Source organism: Pseudomonas sp. UV AK001, assembly GCF_046097675.1.
GTDB classification, from domain to species: Bacteria; Pseudomonadota; Gammaproteobacteria; order Pseudomonadales; family Pseudomonadaceae; genus Aquipseudomonas; species Aquipseudomonas kribbensis.
In genome coordinates this window covers 1,501,434-1,517,653 of sequence record NZ_JBJUVZ010000001.1, presented here as the reverse complement: position 1 = coordinate 1,517,653, position 16,220 = coordinate 1,501,434, and the positions used below count along the sequence as shown (strand labels likewise).

Annotated in this window: 17 protein-coding genes; 5 read left to right on the top strand and 12 right to left on the bottom strand. The window is 62.0% G+C overall.

The genetic code is table 11. The features are described 5' to 3' along the window. Positions 1-32: 32 nt before the first annotated feature. Genes ACKLNA_RS06885 through ACKLNA_RS06870 form a run of 4 tightly spaced genes read left to right on the top strand, consistent with a single transcriptional unit; the run spans position 33 to position 6,029 of the window. Positions 33-1,283: a TolC family protein gene (locus ACKLNA_RS06885; protein ID WP_408985351.1), complete on the top strand. Its 1,251-nt coding sequence runs from the start codon at positions 33-35 to the stop codon at positions 1,281-1,283. After that, entirely contained in the window at positions 1,280-2,527 is a 1,248-nt protein-coding gene (locus ACKLNA_RS06880; protein WP_408985350.1) for an efflux RND transporter periplasmic adaptor subunit, read from the top strand. Before ACKLNA_RS06885 ends, ACKLNA_RS06880 begins: the two co-directional genes overlap by 4 nt. After that, complete coding sequence (locus tag ACKLNA_RS06875) at positions 2,524-5,682, top strand: efflux RND transporter permease subunit (RefSeq protein ID WP_408985349.1); 3,159 nt, start codon at positions 2,524-2,526, stop codon at positions 5,680-5,682. Before ACKLNA_RS06880 ends, ACKLNA_RS06875 begins: the two co-directional genes overlap by 4 nt. Beyond that, positions 5,679-6,029, top strand: coding sequence for a copper-binding protein (locus ACKLNA_RS06870; protein WP_408985348.1), 351 nt, complete (start codon positions 5,679-5,681; stop codon positions 6,027-6,029). Before ACKLNA_RS06875 ends, ACKLNA_RS06870 begins: the two co-directional genes overlap by 4 nt. A 55-nt stretch (positions 6,030-6,084) precedes the next feature. On the opposite strand, the gene arsH is transcribed toward ACKLNA_RS06870, so the two are convergent. The 9 genes from arsH to ACKLNA_RS06825 form a co-directional block, all read right to left on the bottom strand. Further along, positions 6,085-6,774, bottom strand: a complete 690-nt coding sequence (gene arsH, locus ACKLNA_RS06865; RefSeq protein WP_408985347.1) for an arsenical resistance protein ArsH — start codon at positions 6,772-6,774, stop codon at positions 6,085-6,087. An 11-nt stretch (positions 6,775-6,785) separates the two neighbouring features. Further along, complete coding sequence (locus ACKLNA_RS06860) at positions 6,786-7,256, bottom strand: arsenate reductase ArsC (RefSeq protein ID WP_408985346.1); 471 nt, start codon at positions 7,254-7,256, stop codon at positions 6,786-6,788. Between the two features lie 9 nt (positions 7,257-7,265). Further along, on the bottom strand, positions 7,266-7,613 hold the full coding sequence (locus ACKLNA_RS06855; protein WP_408985345.1) for a metalloregulator ArsR/SmtB family transcription factor: 348 nt from the start codon (positions 7,611-7,613) through the stop codon (positions 7,266-7,268). Between the two features lie 109 nt (positions 7,614-7,722). Next, positions 7,723-8,343 (bottom strand): LysE family translocator, encoded by a 621-nt coding sequence (locus ACKLNA_RS06850; protein WP_408985344.1) that lies wholly within the window; start codon positions 8,341-8,343, stop codon positions 7,723-7,725. 43 nt (positions 8,344-8,386) lie between these two features. Further along, positions 8,387-8,854 carry a metallophosphoesterase family protein gene (locus ACKLNA_RS06845; RefSeq protein ID WP_408985343.1) on the bottom strand — a complete coding sequence of 156 codons (468 nt, stop codon included), beginning with the start codon at positions 8,852-8,854 and terminating at the stop codon, positions 8,387-8,389. A 95-nt stretch (positions 8,855-8,949) separates the two neighbouring features. After that, the gene (locus tag ACKLNA_RS06840) at positions 8,950-9,873 is read right to left on the bottom strand and encodes a GNAT family N-acetyltransferase (protein ID WP_408985342.1); all 924 of its coding nucleotides are present in this window, start codon (positions 9,871-9,873) and stop codon (positions 8,950-8,952) included. Positions 9,874-9,929: 56 nt separating this feature from the next. Then, the gene (locus tag ACKLNA_RS06835; RefSeq protein ID WP_408985341.1) at positions 9,930-10,634 is read right to left on the bottom strand and encodes a phytanoyl-CoA dioxygenase family protein; all 705 of its coding nucleotides are present in this window, start codon (positions 10,632-10,634) and stop codon (positions 9,930-9,932) included. Then, positions 10,609-10,932, bottom strand: coding sequence for a gamma-glutamylcyclotransferase (locus ACKLNA_RS06830; protein WP_408985340.1), 324 nt, complete (start codon positions 10,930-10,932; stop codon positions 10,609-10,611). Before ACKLNA_RS06830 ends, ACKLNA_RS06835 begins: the two co-directional genes overlap by 26 nt. A 65-nt stretch (positions 10,933-10,997) precedes the next feature. After that, positions 10,998-12,035 carry an alpha/beta hydrolase family protein gene (locus ACKLNA_RS06825; protein WP_408985339.1) on the bottom strand — a complete coding sequence of 346 codons (1,038 nt, stop codon included), beginning with the start codon at positions 12,033-12,035 and terminating at the stop codon, positions 10,998-11,000. A gap of 201 nt (positions 12,036-12,236) precedes the next feature. Between ACKLNA_RS06825 and ACKLNA_RS06820 the strand changes: the two genes are divergently transcribed. Beyond that, positions 12,237-12,947 carry a DUF695 domain-containing protein gene (locus tag ACKLNA_RS06820; protein WP_408985338.1) on the top strand — a complete coding sequence of 237 codons (711 nt, stop codon included), beginning with the start codon at positions 12,237-12,239 and terminating at the stop codon, positions 12,945-12,947. 48 nt (positions 12,948-12,995) lie between these two features. Here the strand turns inward: ACKLNA_RS06820 and ACKLNA_RS06815 are convergent, their stop codons facing one another. The 3 genes from ACKLNA_RS06815 to ACKLNA_RS06805 are packed head-to-tail and all read right to left on the bottom strand — an operon-like array spanning position 12,996 to position 16,203. Next, positions 12,996-13,910, bottom strand: coding sequence for an ABC transporter substrate-binding protein (locus ACKLNA_RS06815; protein WP_408985337.1), 915 nt, complete (start codon positions 13,908-13,910; stop codon positions 12,996-12,998). Beyond that, a complete protein-coding gene (locus ACKLNA_RS06810; RefSeq protein WP_408985336.1) occupies positions 13,907-14,266 on the bottom strand; it encodes a (2Fe-2S) ferredoxin domain-containing protein in 360 nt (119 codons plus the stop codon). The genes ACKLNA_RS06815 and ACKLNA_RS06810 overlap by 4 nt, the downstream gene beginning before the upstream one ends. Then, the gene (locus ACKLNA_RS06805; RefSeq protein ID WP_408985335.1) at positions 14,266-16,203 is read right to left on the bottom strand and encodes a TonB-dependent receptor plug domain-containing protein; all 1,938 of its coding nucleotides are present in this window, start codon (positions 16,201-16,203) and stop codon (positions 14,266-14,268) included. The genes ACKLNA_RS06810 and ACKLNA_RS06805 overlap by 1 nt, the downstream gene beginning before the upstream one ends. Between the last annotated feature and the right edge of the window lie 17 nt (positions 16,204-16,220).

Below are 16,220 nucleotides of genomic sequence, written 5' to 3'. Positions count from 1 at the left end.
GCGCACAGCGGACGATCACAGGAATCGTAAACATGAAATTCAAGTGCACAGGTTGGCCCTTCGCGGCCGGCCTTGCGGCAAGCGTGCTCGCGTGGCCGGGTTTCGCCGCCGCGCTGACACTCGATGAAGCGTTGCGGCTGGCGGAAACCAACGCACCGTCGCTGAACGCTCAAGATGCAAAAATTCAGGCCGCCAGCAGCGCCGCCATCCCGGCGGGGGAGTTGCCCGATCCGAAACTGGTGCTGGGCGTGCAGAACTATCCCGTGGGCGGCCCGGACCGCTACAGCCTCGACAAAGACTTCATGACCATGCAAATGGTCGGCTGGCGCCAGGACATGCCCAACGGCGACAAGCGCAAGGCGCGTATCGAAGTCGCCGAGGCGGGCGTCGAGCGCGCGGCGGCGGAACGTCGCGTCGAACGTCTGAAAGTCCGTCAGGCCACGGCGCTGGCGTGGATTGGCAGCTATTCGGTGGAGCGCAAACAAGCGCTACTTCAGGACTTCTACAAGGAAAACCACCTGCTGAGCGATACCGTGCGGGCGCAGATCGCCGGTGGCCGGGCGCAACCTGCGGACGCGGTGACGCCGAAACAGGAAGCCGCCCGACTGGCGGAGCAAGAAGACAACCTGACGCTGGAACGCACCCAGGCCCGGGCGGCGCTCAAACGCTGGATCGGCACCGCCGCCAACGACAAGCCCGAAGGCAACCTGCCGCAATGGTCGGTCGAGCCCGCCACCTTCAATCATCAACTGCAACACCATCCCGAACTGGCCGCGTTTGCGCCCATGGCTCGCGAAGCAGAGGCGAAGGTGCAGGAAGCGGTGTCGGAGAAAAAGTCCGACTGGAGCTGGGAAGTGGATTACCAGCACCGTGGCCGCGAATTCGGCGACATGGTCAGTGTGCAGTTTTCCTGGGATCTGCCGCTGTTTCCCGAATCGCGACAAAACCCGAAGATCGCCGCCCGCCAGGCCGAACTCAGCCAGATCGAAGCGGAACGCGAAGCCTTGTCCCGGGAGCACACCGAACAACTGGAAAACGAGCTGGCCGAGTACGCGCGCCTCGACCGGGCGGTGCTGCGCAACCAGCAGAGTCTGGTGCCGTTGGCCAAAGAAAAGGTCGAGTTGAGCCAGGCCAGTTATCGCGCCGGCAAGGGCGATCTGAACGCCGTGGTCAGCGCCCGCCGTGAACTCATCGAGGCGCGCCTCAAACAGATCGACGTGGAAGAACAGCGCGCACTGACCGCTGCGCGTCTGCATTTCGCTTACGGGGAGAGCAGCCTGTGAACCTGCCAAAACACAACAGCTTCTGGCTGGCCGGCCTCGCCCTTGCGGTGGGGGTTGCTGCGGGCTACGGCGTGGCTTATCAGCGCATGCCTGGGGAAACCGGTGCGGGAACCGAGCAGGGCGCCGAACCCAAGGCCCTGTACTGGTACGACCCGATGTACCCGCAGCAGAAGTTCGACAAGCCGGGCAAGTCGCCCTTCATGGACATGCAACTGGTGCCGCGATACGCCAGCGAAGGCGCAGGCAATGCGACGGTGAGCATCGATCCGGGCCTGACCCAGAATCTGGGGCTGCGCACGGCAACGGTTGCGCGCGGACGGTTTTCCTCCAGCCTCGATGTGACCGGTGTGCTGGCCTTCAACGAGCGCGATGTGGCGGTGATCCAGACCCGCACCAGCGGTTTTGTCGAGCGGGTCTATGCCCGGGCGCCGGGGGATGTGCTGGCGGCGGGGGCGCCATTGGCGGACATTCTCGTACCGGACTGGGCGGCAGCGCAGACCGAGTTTCTGGCCCTCAAGCGCAGCGGCGATCGGGAGCTGATTTCGGCGGCGCGCCAACGGCTGCAACTGACCGGCATGCCGTTGAGCCTGATTGCCCAGTTGGAACGCAGCGGCAAGGTTCAGCCGAACCTCACCGTCACCAGCCCAGTAAGCGGCGTGATTCAGGAACTCAATGTGCGCACCGGCATGACCGTGGCGAGCGGCGAGACGCTGGCGCGGGTCAACGGGTTGGGCAGTGTCTGGCTCGCCGTGGCGGTGCCGGAAGCGCAGACCGGTTCCATCACCGAAGGGCAATCCATCGAAGCGCGACTGCCGGCGTTTCCCGGCATCGTGCTCAACGGCAAGGTCAGCTCCATTCTTCCGGACACCAACCCCGACAGCCGCACCCTGCGCGTACGGGTCGAACTGGCCAACGCCGAGGGTCGCTTGCGTCCGGGGATGACCGCTCAAGTACGGCTGAACCGCTCGACCGGGCAGGACAGCCTGTGGGTGCCGAGTGAAGCGGTGATCCGCACCGGCAAACGGGCCTTGGTCATGCTGGCCGAGGACGCGGGGCACTATCGCCCGGTGGAGGTGCGGCTCGGCGAGGAAAGCGACGGCAAAACGGTGATCCTCCAGGGCCTGGAAGAAGGACAAAGGGTCGTGACTTCCGGCCAGTTCCTGCTCGACTCCGAGGCCAGCCTGAAGGGCATCGTCGCCGCCCCGCTTGAGACGGACGGCCAAGCCTCGGGGAGTCAGCCATGATCGCCGCGCTGATTCGCTGGTCCGTGGCCAACCGCTTTCTGGTGCTGCTGGCGACGCTGTTCGTCACCGGTTGGGGAGTGTGGTCGGTGCAGAGCACACCGATCGATGCGCTGCCGGATTTGTCCGACGTGCAGGTGATCATCCGCACGCCATACCCCGGGCAGGCGCCGCAGATTGTCGAGAACCAGGTGACCTATCCGCTGACCACCACCATGCTCTCGGTGCCGGGGGCGAAAACCGTGCGCGGTTATTCGTTCTTCGGTGACAGCTTTGTGTACGTGCTGTTCGAGGACGGCACCGATCAATACTGGGCGCGCTCGCGGGTGCTGGAGTACCTGAGCCAGATCCAGAGTCGCCTGCCGGCCAGTGCCAAACCGGCGTTGGGGCCGGACGCCACCGGGGTCGGCTGGATCTATCAGTACGCGCTGCTGGACCGCAGCGGCCAGCACGATCTGGCGCAGTTGCGCGCGTTGCAGGACTGGTTCCTCAAGTTCGAGCTCAAGACCCTGCCCAACGTCGCCGAAGTCGCCACCCTCGGCGGTATGGTCAAGCAGTATCAGGTGCAGCCCGATCCGGTAAAACTGGCCAGCCTCGGCATCACCCTGGCGCAGGTGCGTGAAGCCATCGGCAAGGCCAATCAGGAAACCGGCGGTGCGGTGCTGGAAATGGCCGAGACCGAGTTCATCGTGCGTGCGTCCGGCTATCTGAAAACCCTAGATGACTTCCGGGCGATCCCGCTCAAACTCGGTGCCGGCGGGGTGCCGGTGACCCTGGGCGATGTCGCGACGATCCAGACCGGACCGGACATGCGCCGGGGCATCACCGAACTGGACGGCCAGGGCGAGACCGTCGGTGGCGTGGTGGTCCTGCGCAGCGGCAAGAACGCCCGAGAGACCATCGCAGCGGTCAAGGCCAAACTCGAGGACATGAAAAGCAGCCTGCCGCCCGGCGTGGAGATCGTCACCACCTACGATCGCAGCAAGCTGATCGATCGCGCCGTGGACAACCTCAGCCACAAATTGCTCGAAGAGTTCATTGTTGTGGCGCTGGTTTGCGGGATCTTCCTCTGGCATCTGCGCTCGTCACTGGTGGCGATCATCTCGTTGCCGGTGGGTGTGCTGATTGCGTTTATCGTCATGCGCCATCAGGGGCTGAACGCCAACATCATGTCGCTGGGCGGGATTGCGATTGCCATCGGCGCGATGGTCGATGCCGCCGTGGTAATGATCGAGAACGCGCACAAGAAAATCGAAGCGTGGCACGCCGACAATCCGGGGCAGGAACTCAAGGGCGAACGTCACTGGCAGGTGATGACCGACGCGGCGGCGGAGGTGGGGCCGGCGCTGTTCTTCTGCCTGTTGATCATCACGCTGTCGTTCATCCCGGTGTTCACCTTGCAGGCCCAGGAGGGACGGCTGTTCGGCCCGCTGGCGTTTACCAAGACCTACGCCATGGCGGCGGCAGCGGGGTTGTCGGTGACGCTGGTGCCGGTACTGATGGGTTACTGGATTCGCGGGCGGATTCCGGATGAACGCCACAATCCGCTCAACCGTTGGCTGATCCGGATCTACCAGCCCGCACTGGATGCGGTGTTGCGCCGACCGAAGTTCACGCTGCTGGTGGCGTTGCTGGTGTTCGTCAGTGCGGCGTGGCCTGTTTCGCGCCTGGGTGGCGAGTTTCTGCCGCCGCTGGACGAAGGCGATTTGCTGTACATGCCGTCGGCCTTGCCGGGTTTGTCAGCGCAAAAAGCCGCGCAATTGCTGCAGCAGACCGACCGGCTGATCAAGACCGTGCCCGAGGTCGAGCATGTGTTCGGCAAGGCCGGTCGCGCCGAAACCGCCACCGACCCGGCACCGCTGGAGATGTTCGAAACCACGATCCAGTTCAAGCCCCACGAGCAATGGCGCCCGGGCATGACCCCGGAAAAACTCGTGGAAGAACTGGACCGTGTGGTGAAAGTGCCGGGGCTGACCAACATCTGGATCCCGCCGATCCGCAACCGCATCGACATGCTCGCCACCGGGATCAAAAGCCCCATCGGCGTGAAGGTCGCCGGCAACGATCTGGCCCAGATCGATGCGGTGACCCATGCCGTCGAGCGTGTGGCCAAAGACGTGCCCGGCGTCAGTTCGGCGCTGGCCGAGCGACTTACCGGTGGTCGCTACATCGACGTCGATATCGACCGCAACGCCGCCGGCCGTTACGGGCTGAACATCAGTGATGTGCAGTCCATCGTCGCGGGGGCCATCGGCGGTGAAACCGTCGGGGAAACCATCGAGGGGCTGGCGCGGTTCCCGATCAACATCCGTTACCCGCGAGAGTGGCGCGATTCACCCGGTGCCCTGGAGCAGCTGCCGATCTACACGCCTTCGGGCAGTCAGGTCACCCTCGGCATGCTGGCGAAAATCCGGGTCACGGACGGCCCGCCGATGCTCAAGAGCGAAAACGCCCGACCGTCCGGCTGGGTGTACATCGACGTGCGCGGGCGGGACATCGCTTCGGTGGTGGGTGACTTGCGTCGAGCAGTCAGCGAGCAGGTGAAACTGCAGCCCGGCATGAGCCTGAGTTACTCGGGGCAATTCGAGTTTCTCGAACGGGCCAACGCTCGCCTGAAACTCGTGGTTCCGGCCACGCTGTTGATCATCTTTGTGCTGCTCTACCTGACCTTCACCCGCTTCGACGAAGCGCTGCTGATCATGGCCACGTTGCCGTTCGCCCTGAGTGGCGGTGCGTGGTTTCTCTATCTGCTGGGCTACAACCTGTCGGTCGCCACCGGGGTCGGGTTCATTGCACTGGCCGGGGTCTCTGCCGAGTTCGGCGTGATCATGCTGCTGTATCTGAAAAACGCCTGGGCCGAGTGCGAAGACGGCGGCGACCGCACCGAGCGCGGGCTGGTCGCGGCGATTCGCGAGGGTGCCGTACAGCGTGTACGCCCCAAAGCCATGACCGTGGCCGTGATCATCGCCGGCCTGCTGCCGATCCTGCTGGGCAGCGGCACCGGCAGCGAAGTCATGAGCCGCATCGCCGCGCCCATGGTCGGCGGCATGGTCACGGCGCCCTTGTTGTCCCTGTTTGTCATCCCGGCGGCGTATCGACTGATGCGCCGTCGTCACTTGTCCGTTGAAACCCTCCCACCTGAAGGAAAAACCTCATGAAACTGATCCCGATCTCTGTTGCAGGCACGCTGGTTGCGTTCGCTTTTACTGTGCAGGCAGAAGACATGCCCGGCATGAAGATGGACGACATGCAGGGCATGCAGATGCAGTCCGCGACGCAACAGGCACCTGCCGCGAATGCCGAGGGCACGATCAAGGCCATTGATGCCGTGAAACACACTGTGACCATCGCACATGGCGCCGTAGCGTCGTTGCAGTGGCCGCCGATGACCATGGGCTTCGCCGCGACTGAGGAACAACTGGCCGGGTTGGCGGTGGGCGACCGGGTGAAGTTTTCGTTCCGGATGGAGGGCAGCAAGGCGACGCTGGTTTCGATCAGCAAGTAAGGTCGAGATGTAAAAAAACCGGCGCGAATCATCGCGCCGGTTTTTATTCAGGTTTTCAGATTGAGCGTTGGTTGACCCGCTGCATCAGTTCTTCCGCCGACTCCTTGCGCTCCGAGTAGCGATCCACCAGGTCCGGGCGATCACGCAGCAACAGCGTGAACTTCACCAGTTCCTCCATCACGTCGACCACCCGGTCGTACAGCGCCGAAGGCTTCATGCGGTTGCCTTCGTCAAACTCCAGATACGCCTTGGGCACCGAAGACTGATTGGGGATGGTGAACATGCGCATCCAGCGGCCCAGAACGCGCAGTTGATTGACCACGTTGAATGATTGCGAACCGCCGCAGACCTGCATCACCGCCAGGGTCTTGCCCTGGGTCGGGCGTACTGCGCCAAGCGCCAGCGGCACCCAGTCGATCTGCGCCTTGAACACCGCCGACATCGCGCCGTGACGTTCGGGCGAGCACCAGACCTGGCCTTCGGACCATTGCATCAGCGCAAGCAACTCCTGGACTTTCGGATGATCGCCGGGCGCGTCATCCGGTAGCGGCAGGCCCGATGGATTGAAGATCCGCGTTTCGGCGCCGAAGTGCTCCAGCAGCCGGGCGGCTTCTTCCACCAGCAAGCGGCTGAACGAGCGTGGGCGGGTCGAGCCGTAGAGCAGCAGGATACGTGGCTTGTGGAGGCCGTCGTCGCGCGTGGTTTTCTGAATCAGTGATGGGTCGAGATTGGGCAGGTCGGTCATGACGGCTCCGGTCAAAGCAGGCTGATGCGGTCGAGCTCGCGCTTGAGAGCAGCGCGGTCGAGTTGGGCGAAGGGCAGGGAGAGGAAGGCCCGGCAGCGGGTTTCGATCCGGGCGAGGGTGGCGTGGAAGGCTGCGTTGATAGCGGTCTCATCGTCATGCACCTCTGACGGATCCTCCAGTCCCCAATGGGCTTTCAGGGCCGGGCCGAAGTACACCGGGCAGGCTTCGCCGGCGGCCTTGTCGCACACGGTGATGACAATGTCCGGCGGGTTGTCTTCGAAGGCATCGTTGCCCTTGCTGCTCAAGCCGGCGATGGAAATGCCGGCCTCCTGCAACGTGGCCAGGCTGCGCGGCAGCACCTGGCCCTTGGGGAAACTGCCGGCGCTGACCGCCTCGAAACCTTGCGGTGCCAGGTGATTGAACATCGCCTCGGACAGAATGCTGCGGCAGCTGTTGGCAGTACACATGAATAGAACGCGCATGATCGGTCCTCAGCAGCAGGCGGATGTATTGAGCGGGCGGTCGCCCATGGCGGCGAGCCGAGCACTGTTTTCTTCCAGCCACGCGGTGTTGGCGGCGAGGGTGGTCTGCAACATCTCGCGTACCCATTCCGGTAACTGCGGATTCAGTCGGTAATACACCCACTGGCCCTGACGCCGATCCAGCAGCAAACCACAGGTGCGAAGTTGTGCCAGATGACGGGAGATTTTCGGCTGACTGTCGTCCAGCGCGCAGACCAGTTCGCAGACGCACAACTCGCCTTCACGGGTGATCAGCAACGTGGCCCGGGCGCGGGTTTCGTCGGCGAGGCATTTGAAAACGGTGGCGGGGGTGAGCATGAAGGTGCCCTGGATACATATGGGGTTTCGAATATACGGATATCCATATGTTTAGGGCAAGCGCTTGAATCGATGAAACTGCACGCGTCGATAGAAGGCGTTGCGTGGCTCAACGCTTGCTGAAGGCCAGCCGCGCGGCAAACAGCACGAAAATCACCCCGGTGGTGCGATCCATCCAGCGAATCACCTTCTCCCGGCGCAGAAATCCGGACAGCGGCTGCGTCGCGCCGATCAGCACCAGCGACCAGATCAGTCCCAGCACCACATGAATGCTCACCAGCCCGAACGTCCACGGCACCAGTGGCTGCCCTTGCGGAATGAACTGCGGCAGAAACGACACGTAGAAAATCCCCACCTTGGGATTGAGCACGTTGCCCAGCATGCCCTTCAAGAACCAGTTGCCTCCCGGCCTGCCGTTGGCTTCGGCGGCTGTCAGCGAGCGGCGAGGGCGCAGCAGCATGTTCAACCCGAGCCACGCCAGATACGCCGCGCCGCAGTACTTCAACAGGTTGTAGGCCAGCTCCGACACCGCAATCAACGCCCCGAGTCCGAACGCCACCGCCGCGCCCCACAACAGGCAACCGGCGTTGATGCCCAATGCAGCACGCAAGGCCTGTTGCTTGCCTTCGACGGTAGCGGTGCGCAGGACCAGCGCGGTGTCGAGGCCGGGTGTCAGGGTCAGCAGCGTGGCGGCGAGGGTGAAAGCGAGGAGGTTGTCGGCGATGGACATGGCGCGTGGGTTCCCTGTTCTGGATGGGGGAACGGTAGCGGTTTCAGGCGGGGGGATCCAGCAGGGAGATGAGGCGGGGTTCGATGGCGTCAGGTTGTATCTCCAGGATCGCCAGCGTGACCGGCAGTTTGAAGCGACGAGGGCCGGCGCTGCCTGGGTTGACGTAGAGACGGTCGCCACGCCATTCGATAAGCGGTTTGTGGGAGTGGCCGGTGATGATGAGTTTTACACCGGGGTCGAGATCGCCGGGAACGTCGGCGATGTCGTGGACGAGCAGGGTTTGCCAGCCGTTGAGGATGAAGGTCAGAAGGTCTGGGATCTCGGTGGCCCAGGGGCTGTTCAGATCATTGTTGCCGCGCACGGCATGGACGGGGGCGATCTCGGCCAGCCGGGCGAGGATGTCCGGGTTACCGATGTCGCCGGCGTGGATGATCCGGTCGCAGCCATGCAGTGCGGCGAGGGCTTCGGGGCGCAGGAGATTGTGGGTGTCGGAGATGAGGCCGATCTTCATGCAGAGACTCCAATTGTGGCCGTACCACTTATCGGATCAACCCAATCGTGTCAGGACCTCGGGCGTTCCTGGTTGGGATCAGACGAAAGAGAGCATCACAACCCAATCGCCCATGTCTGACTCACCAGCTCCTTCCCGAAGCTAAATATCGGCTCTTCCTCTACCAACTCAAACCCCGCCCGCTGATACAACTTGCGCGCATCCACCAGATTGCTGGTCGTCCACAAAATCATCTTTTTGTACCCGACATCCCGGGCAAACCTCAGGCATTCCTCGACCAGTCGATTGCCGATCCCCAACCCGCGCGCGCTGGCGTCCACAAACAACATGCGCAGTTTCGCCGTGGTTTCGTCATGACGGATGACAAACACCGAGCCCACCACCTTGCCGTCCTTTTCCGCGATCCAGCAGCGTTCGCTGGCTGGGTCGAACTCGCGCAGGTACTTGGCGACGATCTCGGCGACCAGCGCCTCGAACTCCCAGTTCCAGCCGTATTCGCGGGTGTAGATTACGGTTTGTTGCTGCACCACCAGGCCCATGTCGCCGGGTTGTGGGTCGCGCAACAGGTAGGCTGGTTGTTTGCCTCCCTCGAGCAGGGTCTGGATCTGCTTCATGGACTCGATCAATTGCAGTTGCTGCGGCTCGGCCAGGCGTTCGAGCAGGGTGATGACTTCCTGTCGAGAGGCCTGTTCCAGCGGGGCGAGGATTTCGCGGCCGAGGTCAGTGATGTGCAACAGGCTGGCGCGGGCGTCGGTGGCGGAGGGGACCTTCTGGATCAGGCCTTTTTTATCGAAGCCGCTGATGATCCGGCTCATGTAGCCCGCGTCCAGGCCCAGCATCTGGCGCAGGTCGGCGCTGGTCAGATCGCCGCCGGAGGCCAGTTCGTAGAGGATGCGCAGCTCGGTCAACGAGTAGTCGCTTTGCAGCAGGTGTTCCTGCAGCACGCCGATCTGATGGGTGTAGAAGCGGTTGAATTGCCGGACGATGTCGGCTCGTTCGATCAGTGGGGTCGCGGACATGACATGTGCTCGAATGGTTGCCTTGAGCAACTATATAGTTGCCTAAGGCAAGCATGTCAAATGAATTGCTCAGCTTCTTTCAGTGCAAACTCTGCCGGATCGAACCGTTCGCTGGTGTCCATTCGAATGTTTCTGAGCCCCACCGTTTCCAGGTGTGATGCGTAGAGCGTTTCCGAAAAATAAGTGATCAGCAGTGTGCGGCGGTGAGCGCCGGTGGGGTTCAGGCTCCCCGCGTGAACCAGGTCCGCATCGAATATCAGGATGTCGCCCGCGTTGCCCGTCAGTTGCACGGATCGGGATTCGTCAGTGAAATCGAACGGGGGCTCGCCGAGTGCAGGGCTATGGCTGCCGGGGACGAGGCGGGTGGCGCCGTTCTCGGGGCCGTAATCGTTGAGGTACACCAGCGCGATGGCGGTGTCGCCGGGGCGTTGTGCCGACAGGTCGCGGTGCAGTTGTTGGTGGCCGCCACCGGCAAGTGGTTCGCGGCCCTCGACCTGGGAAAGGAAGAAGCGCTCGCCAATCAATTCGCCCACCACCGACAGCAAGGATGGCAACCGGCACACAGCCTGAACGGTCGGGTCAGTGTCCAGCAGCGAATGGCGCCAGACGATGCCGCGGGGCACGGGCCATTCGCTTGAGGGCCTTACGCCTGTGTCGAACGTTGCCCGAAGCCCGGTCAGCCATGCAGCCGGGATTGCCTGGCGCAGAAGGGCATAACCGTTTTGGTGAAGTTGCCTAGCGCAGGGCGTAGACCCAGGCATCCGTTGCCGTCCCGTCATCCAGAGTCACCTTGGTCAGAACCCGCTGATACTCGGCCCCTTCAAACTCATCGAGCGCCGCCCAGTGCGACTGGAAGTTATCGGAGGAGAACACAAAGCCTTCAATGACGTCGCCATCGTTGGCAATCACCAACCCGGGGAAACCCATCGCCGCCCCCCAGCCGGCCTGCGACAAACGCCCCTTCAATGAAGCGGCCTGCCATGTGCCGCCAATGTTCAGCATCACATGTTCATTCGGCCGGCCGGGGCCCAGGGTTCCATAAACGAAGAGACGCTCCACGATTGCTCCTGATGGTCAAAAGAAAGGAATCCTGACGTAAGGTCGATGTGCAGGCAACAGCGCCATCAGTTCTGAGCCGACCGGTTCAGAAAACCGTCGATCAGCGCGACGACCTGCTGCTGGATAACCTCACGGGAGCGAGCGCCACCGTCCTCGCAAATGATGCCGTCGCCCGGCGCGTCCTCTTCGAGCATCGCCACGGCGCCGGGTTTGCACAATGAAAGGAAGGTGAAGTGACTGGCGTCATTGATCTCGACATACGTCGAGGAGGCCGCAGGCAAGCGCTTGGCGAGGTATGCGGATTCCAGCTCGGCCGGTAGCGCTTCGGACGGTACGCCCGCCGCGATCACCAGTGTCGGTACTGACAGCGCTGTGAGGCTTGCGTCGGTCAGTCCACGGGACAAACCCAGGTCCATTGAAACGATGGCGGTGACGCGTTTGTCGCGCAGGTCGGCACTTAGCCGGGTTTTCGAGTCCGGGCGCGATGCAGGGTTCATCTGCTGGTAAACACTGCAACTGGACAGTTTCGGATGTGTCGGGCAGTCCTTGGCAAAGCGTTCTGAGTCGAAGCGTGCGCCAGCGATCTCCAGCGCGGTCCAGCCGCCCAAGGAGTGGCCGACGACGGCAATACGATGGTTTGACACCGCGCCAAATTGCCCGGGCCGAGCCGTGACCGCATCGATGACACGGCTGATGTCGACAGGTCTTTGCCACAACTGCGCAGCCGCTTGCGGACTGCGGTCATGGGTCGTGCTCCCGGGGTGATTGACCGCCGCCACGATATAACCCTGATGCGCCAGTGCACTGGCCAGCCATGCCTGGTTGCTCCAGTTGCCCCGGTAGCCGTGAGAGAGCACCACCAACGGATGTTCTCCGGCAACGGGTGGTGCATCGTTTACAACCGGGACGCCGACAAAGGCCGGATTGTCACCCACCAATTCCGGGGTGGCGGTAGTGGTTGCGGGATACCAGACGACCATCTGCAACGGGCGATCATTATGTGCGTCCGGCAAAGTCGTGGAGTGGAAACCGATAGGGTTTTCACCTGCGTGTGCGCTGGTCGAAAGACAGATAAGCAGCAGGGTGCCGAGGGCTTTTTTCATTGTTTTTATCTTCCTTGATCAAATTCGGCTAGCGAGCCGTTCACTCGAACGTTCTACCAGAAATACGAAACGGCGAAACATGAAAAAGTTGCCGAGAGGCAGACATTCGCGATCCCGTCTTCAGAAAACCCTCGCAATGACGATAACTAGCCCAACCCGGAGTCGGGTTCAAGTCGTTCAAGGTCCAGGGAAAAGAAGTTAATGATCAAGGATAAAACCGAGCGCTCGCGCAAGAGTTACGCTTCGGGTGTGCGGCACTTTGCAAAACGGATTTCGTTGCTGGCATTGGCTGGCGTACTGGTCGCGGGCTGCTCCAGCCATAAACCGACGCCACTCGTGGTCGCACAGAATCAGTGCCTGGACGCAGGGCCGGTCGGGACTGTCGCGTACGAGACGTGCGTAAAGGAGCAAGAGAACAAGAAAGCAAAAGCGCTTGCAGCGCTTCTTTACGGTCCCTTTCCTGAAAGAATGGTAACGAGCGACGACGGCAGGTTTCAGGAGTCCGACTTCCCGGATACGCCGCTAATCGCGACTTTCAAGGTTGTTGACTCTCTCTCGGCGACTGAAAAACGCGCGCTGCCCTTCAAGGCCCGAATTACCTGGAAATATATCTCGAAGAAAGTCGTGCCGGTGGAGCGAGACCGCGAGCGCATGACCGAAATGGAGAAACTGATCTTGCCTGCCCTGGAAGACAAAGGCCTGGCCAAGTGGATCTGCACGGTGACGGGAGGGCAGCAACGCGAATGGATCTTCTATACCCAAAGCGAAGAAGCGTTTATCGCTAAAACCCGGGCGATTCTCTTGCAGACCGGGCCATACCCGATTGAGTTGAGCGCAAAGCGGGAACCGGAATCGAGTGCGCAAAGCCTGACGGAAACTATCAGAATGACGCCCAAAAAATGCGTTGAATGACAATGCAGTGGCCGCTCCACCGGCAACCTGCTTGATCGGGGCAGAGCGTCAAGGATTCAATGTCCTGAGCTGCTGCGCCAACTCCAGCACCACCCGACCACTGCCCACCGTCGGCAACAGATGCGTAAACGGAATATCGATCATCCGGTCCTCACGCACGGCCCGCAGGGTCGACAGCACCGGATCCTGCATCAGCAACTGGCGCTTGCGAGTGGCTGGCGACCACTGTGCGTCGGCCAGCAGGATCACGTCCGGGTCCTTGGCGAGCAGGGATTCGCGGCTGACGGTCACCCGGTATTGGTTGATGTCGGCGAACAGGTTTTGCGCCCCGGCGGCGGCCAGCAGAGTGGTGACAAAACCACGGCGGCCTTCGCTGTCGAGACCGTTGACCTCGCTGTCGAGGTAGAACACTGACAGCGGCCTGCCCGGACGGGTTAAAGCCTTGGCCTTTTCCAGATCGGCATCCATCGCATCGCTCAGTTCCCGAGCGCGCTGCTGTTTGTGCAGCAAGGCACCGAGGGTCAAGAGGTCGTTGCGGATGTGTTCAAAGTAGTCCAGCGAATGCCCGTTGCAGGCCGACTCCAGCAGATACGTAGCAACTCCATTGCGCCCCAGTCCGCTGCGTGACGTCACGCCGTTGCCGAATGCCGTCGCAAATCCACCGACCACCAGATCCGGCTTCTGCGCGTACAGCACTTCGCTCGACGGATAGCGGTGCGAGATCACTGGCACGCCGAAGTACTCGGTCCGAGGCGTGCCGGTATCATCCAGATAAGCCACACCCGCCAGCGCCGGGCCTGCGCCCAACGCCAACACCAGATCGGCCGCATGCTGATTGAGCGCAACAATCCGCGACGGTGGCGACGCCGGCAGGTGCCAGGTCTCGCCACAATTGCGGTAGTCATCTGCCAGAGCCGCAGAAGCGCAAAGCAGGGCGCCCACGAGCAAACACAGCTTTCTCACGAGCGCTCCTTGATCAGTAGATCCTCGACCACTTCACCGCCCACCAGATGCACTTCGACCAGTCGCTGCGCATCGGCGTGGCTGCGCACGCCGTACCAGCAGGCCTCCGGATACACCGTCAGCACCGGGCCGAGATTGCACGGAAACTGACAGTGCGTACGTGTCAGCAAAACCCCGCCCGGCGTCTCGATGCGGTCATGCGCGAGCAAGTGTCGGCGCAGGGTTTTCCATAGCTGCAAGGCGCCGCGCTGGGTGCAGCGCGGGCCGGTGCAGAGGAACACGTGGCGCGCATGCTCGGGCACGTGCGACCAGTCCGGGTGCGTGTCGACGCCGTCGATGGTTTTGATCTCAGCCATCAGAAACGGTACGTGTAGCGCACTTCGGAGGTGAGGGGCCGTCCGAGGTTGTCGACGTTGTTAGAGCGACTGGTGACGTAATCGCGGTCGAACAGGTTTTCCACCAGCAGGCTCACCCGGTGCTGATGAGCACCGTCGAGATAGCGATAAGCGTCGGCGTCCACCACCGAATAATGGCCGTACTCGACCTGTTTCGAGCTGATCACATCGCGGATATAGCGGATCGCACCGCCGGCGCCCCACATCCGGTCTTCTGATTCGTAACCGATGCGCGAACGAGCGAAGAAGCTTGGCACATCGTTGATCGTTACCCCCGCGCGGGACTCGGTCAGGTTGCGGGTCATGTCGGCCTGCAGGCTCCATTGATCGTTGAGCGCCAGTTTCGCGTCCGCCTCGAAACCACGCATCTGGATCCGCCCCTGGCCGTTGACCCACTGGATGTCATCGAGGGTGATCAGGTCATCGATCTTGCGTTTGAACAGAGTGACGCTGGCGCTGAACTCGCGGTCGATGAGCAAGCCTTTGTAGTCGAGGCCGAGTTCGGCGTTGCGGCTTTTCTCCGGTTTCAGGTTACGGTTGCCCAGTTCATCGCCCGGCTCGTTGACGAACAGTTGCTCGGCGTTCGGCAGTTTGTAGGCCGTGCCGTACTGGCCACGAACAGACCAGTTTTCATTGAGGTCGTACAGCGAAGTGAGCATGCCGACCGTGGCACTGTCGCCGCCGCTCATGGCTTCGTGGCGGATGCCGATACTCGGATGCCACTCGGGCAGGGCGTCGATCTTCGGACGCAACTGGGTGTAGAAGGCGTGGGCTTCAGCCTTGTCATTGTCGATGATCAGCACATCGTCCTGGCCCTTGAACCACTGGTTGTCCGTACCGAACACCAGCACGTGGCCACCGGGCAATTCAGCCTTGCCTTCCGCCTGCACGCCCCAGTCGGTGAAGCCCCAATAGTCGTTGTGGTTGATGGTTTTTACACCGCCATCGGACGTGTTGTTGATGCGCGTGTAGCGGGTGTCCCAGTCGTTGATGTGGCCTTTGACGAAGTAGCTCAGACGTTCATTGACGTTCTGTTCGAAGGTCGCCGTGGCGATCTGCTGGATGCGGTCGTTGGTGGTCTTGTGGTTGTCCACCGGGCGGGCGAAGTCGAGATTGGCGTCGGCGTATTGGTAGAACAGTTCCAGGCGCGTGTCATCGGCAAAGGACTGAATCGCCTTGGCGCCGAAGGTGGTGACTTCGTAGGCGCGATTCTTTTCGCTGCTGTTCCTGATGTCGTGATTGCGAAACGGCTGATAGCCGTCCGAAACGTTATGGCTGACGTAGGCCAGCAGGCCCAGGTCGCCGAAACCGTTGGTGAAGATGTTTTCGACCCGCGCATCCTCGGTGGTGCCACCGAACGTATCCACGCCCATGTTCACTTCGCCGGAGGCTTTGCGGCTCTGCGGGCTGCGGGTGACGATGTTGATCACGCCGGACACGGCTTGCGTGCCGAACAGCAGACTCTGTCCGCCCTTGAGCACTTCGATGCGCTCGATGGCGTTGGCCGGCAGGGTGTCCAGGTACAGACCGCCGTAGAGGCGGTTGTTCAAGCGCACGCCGTCGAGCAGGATCAGCGTGTCATCGTTGCGCCCCCCCAGCAGGGAATAGGTGCCGTAGTCGAACGGGCCGTTTTTCGGCGCGACGTACAGGCCGGGAATGAACATCTGCATCACGCGGCTGACATCGGCGCTGGGGCCGGCGCGTTCAATTTGCTCGCGGGTGACGATCTCGACTTTGCTGCCGAACTGCGCCATGTCGGCCACGGTGGTGGACTCCACGGACGGCGCGGAAACGATTTGCTGAGTGAGTTCAAGCGGCGCGTCGTCCGCCAGCAGCAGGGGGCTGAACAGACAGCCAAGCAACAGGGATGGAGCCGGAGTGTTGAAAGGTTTGATCATCGTCTTCTCGAAAGGAT

Bases quoted from the DNA above. Each gene is read 5' to 3' on its own strand.
- ACKLNA_RS06885 (WP_408985351.1), top strand. From the start codon at position 33: ATGAAATTCAAGTGCACAGGTTGGCCCTTCGCGGCCGGCCTTGCGGCA.
- ACKLNA_RS06875 (WP_408985349.1), top strand. From the start codon at position 2,524: ATGATCGCCGCGCTGATTCGCTGGTCCGTGGCCAACCGCTTTCTGGTG.
- ACKLNA_RS06870 (WP_408985348.1), top strand. From the start codon at position 5,679: ATGAAACTGATCCCGATCTCTGTTGCAGGCACGCTGGTTGCGTTCGCT.
- arsH (WP_408985347.1), bottom strand. From the start codon at position 6,774: ATGACCGACCTGCCCAATCTCGACCCATCACTGATTCAGAAAACCACG.
- ACKLNA_RS06860 (WP_408985346.1), bottom strand. From the start codon at position 7,256: ATGCGCGTTCTATTCATGTGTACTGCCAACAGCTGCCGCAGCATTCTG.
- ACKLNA_RS06855 (WP_408985345.1), bottom strand. From the start codon at position 7,613: ATGCTCACCCCCGCCACCGTTTTCAAATGCCTCGCCGACGAAACCCGC.
- ACKLNA_RS06850 (WP_408985344.1), bottom strand. From the start codon at position 8,343: ATGTCCATCGCCGACAACCTCCTCGCTTTCACCCTCGCCGCCACGCTG.
- ACKLNA_RS06845 (WP_408985343.1), bottom strand. From the start codon at position 8,854: ATGAAGATCGGCCTCATCTCCGACACCCACAATCTCCTGCGCCCCGAA.
- ACKLNA_RS06840 (WP_408985342.1), bottom strand. From the start codon at position 9,873: ATGTCCGCGACCCCACTGATCGAACGAGCCGACATCGTCCGGCAATTC.
- ACKLNA_RS06835 (WP_408985341.1), bottom strand. From the start codon at position 10,634: ATGCCTGGGTCTACGCCCTGCGCTAGGCAACTTCACCAAAACGGTTAT.
- ACKLNA_RS06825 (WP_408985339.1), bottom strand. From the start codon at position 12,035: ATGAAAAAAGCCCTCGGCACCCTGCTGCTTATCTGTCTTTCGACCAGC.
- ACKLNA_RS06820 (WP_408985338.1), top strand. From the start codon at position 12,237: ATGATCAAGGATAAAACCGAGCGCTCGCGCAAGAGTTACGCTTCGGGT.
- ACKLNA_RS06810 (WP_408985336.1), bottom strand. From the start codon at position 14,266: ATGGCTGAGATCAAAACCATCGACGGCGTCGACACGCACCCGGACTGG.
- ACKLNA_RS06805 (WP_408985335.1), bottom strand. From the start codon at position 16,203: ATGATCAAACCTTTCAACACTCCGGCTCCATCCCTGTTGCTTGGCTGT.